The organism is Streptomyces sp. 8L (assembly GCF_020176795.1).
In the GTDB taxonomy this organism is placed as follows: Bacteria; Actinomycetota; Actinomycetes; order Streptomycetales; family Streptomycetaceae; genus Streptomyces.
The window spans coordinates 1-4,306 of the sequence record NZ_JAIUKE010000698.1 but is presented as its reverse complement, the minus strand read 5'-3'; the positions used below and the strand labels follow the sequence as shown (position 1 = coordinate 4,306).

4 protein-coding genes are annotated in these 4,306 nt (G+C 70.9%); all 4 read right to left on the bottom strand.

The window, feature by feature from the left end:
* Nucleotides 1-164 precede the first annotated feature (164 nt).
* Nucleotides 165-344, bottom strand: a complete 180-nt coding sequence (locus tag LCE31_RS37375; RefSeq protein ID WP_225022531.1) for a hypothetical protein — start codon at nucleotides 342-344, stop codon at nucleotides 165-167.
* Between the two features lie 87 nt (nucleotides 345-431).
* A complete protein-coding gene (locus LCE31_RS37370; protein ID WP_225022529.1) occupies nucleotides 432-728 on the bottom strand; it encodes a hypothetical protein in 297 nt (98 codons plus the stop codon).
* A 198-nt stretch (nucleotides 729-926) separates the two neighbouring features.
* Complete coding sequence (gene casA / locus LCE31_RS37365; RefSeq protein WP_225022527.1) at nucleotides 927-2,456, bottom strand: type I-E CRISPR-associated protein Cse1/CasA; 1,530 nt, start codon at nucleotides 2,454-2,456, stop codon at nucleotides 927-929.
* 517 nt (nucleotides 2,457-2,973) lie between these two features.
* Nucleotides 2,974-4,113: a C40 family peptidase gene (locus LCE31_RS37360; RefSeq protein WP_225022525.1), complete on the bottom strand. Its 1,140-nt coding sequence runs from the start codon at nucleotides 4,111-4,113 to the stop codon at nucleotides 2,974-2,976.
* Nucleotides 4,114-4,306 lie beyond the last annotated feature (193 nt).

Genomic DNA, 4,306 nt, shown 5'->3' with positions numbered 1-4,306 from the left:
TCGCCATCGGCGGTCTTCTCGCTTCCTCCGGATCAAGCAGATCCAGTATCAGCGTGTCCACCACTCAGGGGGAGACCCCGCCGGCGCTCAACGACGCCCTTGCTGCCGAGCCGTGGCTGCGCGGATGGGGCGCGCCGGCTTAGCCGCACACCCCCTCCGGTGGGCTACGGGATGCTGGGCTCGCCGCTGATGAGGGCGAGCGTCCTGGTGAACGACTGGCGGTCGGCGACGGCGTGACGTGCCCGGGGCCAGGGCCAACCGAAGAACTGGCGCTGGACCGGCAGGGTCAGCGCAAGCAGGATCTCCACCTTCGTGGCCTCTTCCCGTTCGGACAGCACCACCATGCGGGCGTTGACGGCGTACTGAACAGCGAACTGGATGAGGGAGCGCGGGGTCCAACTGCCCGCGTATGTACCGGCGTTGTCGATCAGTCACCGGGTGGAGTCGTCGAGCTGCTGCCACCAGCGCTCCCGCTCGCCCGCGAGGCGTTCCCGCATGAAGGGCGTCCAGCCCGGCTCGTTCTCGGCGGGGAGCTGGATCTGCTGGAGCAGGGCGCACACCGAAGCGATACGGGTCATGTGCGCGCTGAACGCGTCGCGGGCGGCGTGGACGTCCCCCAGCCGCTTCTTGCGGGCCTCCATGCGGGGGGTGACGAACAGTCCGGTCGCGAGGGCGGCCACCACGGCAGTGGCGGCGGCCACCAGCAGGGTCCACACGATATGGGGCATGGGGCACATGGTCCCGCACCGCAGGACCCCGGCGTGCGCCATACCTTCAAACCGAAGGCGCCCCTGATTTCCGCGTCCCGGAAGGCATCCGAGGTCACGCAGGTCAGGGGCGCCCACTGCGCCGACCGGAGCCGCATCGGCTGACGGTAGCCACTCCGGCCAGCACTGGGCCAGCGCGGACTGCGCTGGGCGGGGAGGTCAGCTGCCGGGCCGGGGCTGACGGGCCGGGGTGGTGGCGGCCTGTTCGACGTCCCATCCCTCCGCGACACGTTTGCTCAGCGTGGGCAGCGATACCACGCACTGCGGAAGGGCGGAGAGCTGCCTGAGCGTGTACTGGTGGCCGAAGGCGGTGTAGGTCGGGGCTGGACGGCCGCCGGCGTGGCGTTTGGCCGGCTTGTCGCTGTGGTCGGTGCCGTCGGTGACGGACGGCACGTGGGTGCGGGCGAAGACCTTTTGGAGGATCGGGGCCTTGCCCAGGAGCGGGGAGGGGAAGGCGGTGAGGAGGCGCTCGGCTTCGTCGCGCAGCGTGACCTCCCACAGCTTCCTCGCTTCCTCTCGGCTTTCTGTGAAACCGCGTGTGACGGCTTCCCACCCGTCGGCCAAGTCGGTGAACTCCAGGCGCTGGGCTACCAGCTGGGCGGGACGGCCCGTGGTGGCCACTGCGGTGGTGATGAGCTTGCTCTGGATGGCGTAGGTGTAGCGGGCAGCCTGAGCGAATGCGGCGCGTCCGGCGCTGTCGGCGAGCAGGCGGATGTCGCCGTAGGGAATGTCGAGCATGGGAATGTCTTGGATGTTCGAACGGTGGCGGTTGGCATGGAGGACGCAGCTGGTGATCACGCGCAGCGGGGTGTCGTCGTCCAGGACGCCGCGTTCGGCGATGGCGAGGACATGCTCGATCAGCGCGTTCTTGCTTCTGTTGTCCTCGTGCAGGAGGACGGCCGGGGCCCACGGCTGATTCCAGTACCGGTCGGAGACGATGACGAGGGGGACCGTGGCGTTTTTCGCGGTCCGGGTCCACGCGGTCATCGGATCGTGGCGCCGCTGCGCCGTCCACGTGTCGCCTTCGAAGCGGTCGCCGTCGTGCACTGCGAGGCGGTCGACGCGGCCGTCCTCGTCAGCGTGGAGCCGGATGCGTCGGGAGGGCCAGGTCATGATGTCGAGGCGGCCGGTGGGCCGGCGATCGCGGACGGCGGCGGGCGGACTCTCACGCTCCCAGACCGGCCGGTCCTCCACGGCGCGGCGGGCGGGCGGCACGGACAGCATCAGCGTGTCCTTGAGCGTGCCTCCCGTGACTTCCAGGTGCAGGTGGGTGCCGTTCGCGACCGGGCCGACCTTCGCGCCGTACACCTTGTTGCTGCGGGCCCGCGGGTCACCCGCCGCGGCGCCCTTGATGCCCGCGACGTCATAGGCCAGCAGACAGAGCAGGTTGCGCGCCGCTGCGGCCGCCGTCCACGGGGCTACTCCGGTCACGAGGGCGTGCGTGAACCACTGCGCGGTCTCGCCGCCCAGGGAGGAGGGGTGCAGCGCCTCCGGGCCGCGGTTGTAGGTGTTCAACTCGCCGCACTGGAACGCGGGCTGCTCGGGGTGGAAGAGGTCCAGACGGTCTTCCCACTGCTCCAGGTATGCGGTGATGCGATCCGCGTCGAGCGTGGGGCGGCGCCACAGCACGTCCCACTCCTCGGCGGTGCAGCGATGCCCTCCGCCAGGGGCCGCCGCGGGTGGACCCATTCGCCCGACGATTCGGGGCCTTGAGCCAACGGTGACGGCCATCTGCGTAAGTGCCTGCTTCCGAAGTCCCGGCGGGTACGGGACCGCGCGGCAATGCCGTGCTCCCGGCACCTGAGTGCGGGGGCAGGGGCGCTGTCGCGCCGCGCCTGGCGGCCTACGCCCACGGCGAGGCGGTGATTTGGATGCCGGTGCGCCCTAACTGCCACCGACCCGGTTTTCAATGAGGTCGGGCCAACACCAGGCAGCCAATCCCTACCCGAAAGAGTGAACCTGGCCACCGAGTCCACGCTGTCGACGCTCCACGCCATACCGTTTCTGTGGGCCCGGCGGATACGGGACCGCACCCACTATGCAGAGCAGCGCTGGCACCTACAGCGCACACGCACTGCCCAGGCGGCACAGAACGATCTTGCTGCCGACCCCGAGTGGTCACCAATCCGCCGGGCTTCACGCAGGTCAAGAGGGCTGTCCAGTCTCCGAAGCCTGCGCCCGAATAGGCACAGCGGCTTCGCAAGGGTCACACAACCCGTCGAGCTGCCAGCACGGTCCCGTTCGCGGTGATCTTGACGACATCGACGACGGCTCCGGTGTGCGGTGCTTGGACGACCAGGCCGTCACCCATGTAGAGGGCGACGTGCTCGGGGCGGGCCGCGCTGCCCTCCGTGAAGACGAGGTCTCCGGCCTTGAGCGCAGTGAGCGGGACCGCGCGGCCGTCGCGGATCTGCGTGTAGGTGGTGCGGGTGAGCTGGATGCCGGCCACGCCGTAGGCCCGTTGGACCAGGGAGGAGCAGTCGCAGCGGTCGCGCGGGTTGTTGCCGTGGGGGTTGGTGCAGCTGCCGCCCCACTGGTAGGGCGTGGCCAGTTGGCCCAGGGCCCACTGGATGGCGGTGCGAACCTGGGCTGGTGCGTCGGCGGGGAGGTGGTAGCCCGCAGGGACAGTTCCAGCGGGGGTCGAGCTGTACGTCGAGACGCTCGGCATGCCGCAGGCCGTGGAGATGCCGACGGTGGCCGGCGGTGAGTTCAGGTCCGCGGTTCGGCCGGCGGCGCCGGCTCCGAGGGTGGGCGCGATGGCGCGCTGGAGAGCGGTTGCGAGGGCTTCGTGCTTGGCGTACGCGTCGGGGGTGCCCGACTTCTGCACCGTCTGTGCGGCCTGGGAGAGGGGCATCGTCTGCCAGCCGCGTACGGACAGGAGGGCTCGGTAGAAGCGGGTGCTCGCGTACACGGGGTCGAGGATCTGCGCGGCGCTCCCCCAGCCCTGGGAGGGGCGCTGCTGGAACAGGCCCAGCGAGTCGCGGTCTCCGCCGGCGCGGTTGTGCAGGGTGGATTCCTGGAGAGCGGTGGCCAGGGCGATCACCTGGCCGCGGGCCGGCACGTGCAGCTGCGCGCCGGTCGCGACGATGGTCTTCGCATTGGTGACCTGCTCGGCGTCGGAGAGCCCGGGCACGTGGATGGTGGCGGTGCTGCCGGCGAGGACGGCGCGGACCTGCTGGGTGACTTGTGCGGCGTCGACCGCCTCGCTGCCCTGCTCACTGGCGGGGCAGGACGACGCGGCGTTCTGGGAGTCGGTCTGTGCCAGGGCGGAGAGGTGGGCGGCGACGGCCGAACTGACAGCGAGGGCCAGGAGGATGAGGCCGGCCGCGCCGACGGCCAGCCTCATCCTGGTCTTCCGCTTCACGACGGCCGCCGGGGCGGGGTGCGGTGACGCGACGCGCGATCGAGCCGCTGCCGGAGACGCTGCTGGTGCGCCGACGCCGGCGGGGGCTGGTTGGCCGCCACGCGCGGACGGTTTTGCGGCCTGGCGCCGGCGACGCGGCGGGAGCGGGGGCTCTGGGTGCCGGGCCGGTGGGTCG

Bases quoted from the DNA above. Each gene is read 5' to 3' on its own strand.
- LCE31_RS37375 (WP_225022531.1), bottom strand. From the start codon at position 344: ATGGTGGTGCTGTCCGAACGGGAAGAGGCCACGAAGGTGGAGATCCTG.
- LCE31_RS37370 (WP_225022529.1), bottom strand. From the start codon at position 728: ATGCCCCATATCGTGTGGACCCTGCTGGTGGCCGCCGCCACTGCCGTG.
- casA (WP_225022527.1), bottom strand. From the start codon at position 2,456: ATGGGTCCACCCGCGGCGGCCCCTGGCGGAGGGCATCGCTGCACCGCC.
- LCE31_RS37360 (WP_225022525.1), bottom strand. From the start codon at position 4,113: ATGAGGCTGGCCGTCGGCGCGGCCGGCCTCATCCTCCTGGCCCTCGCT.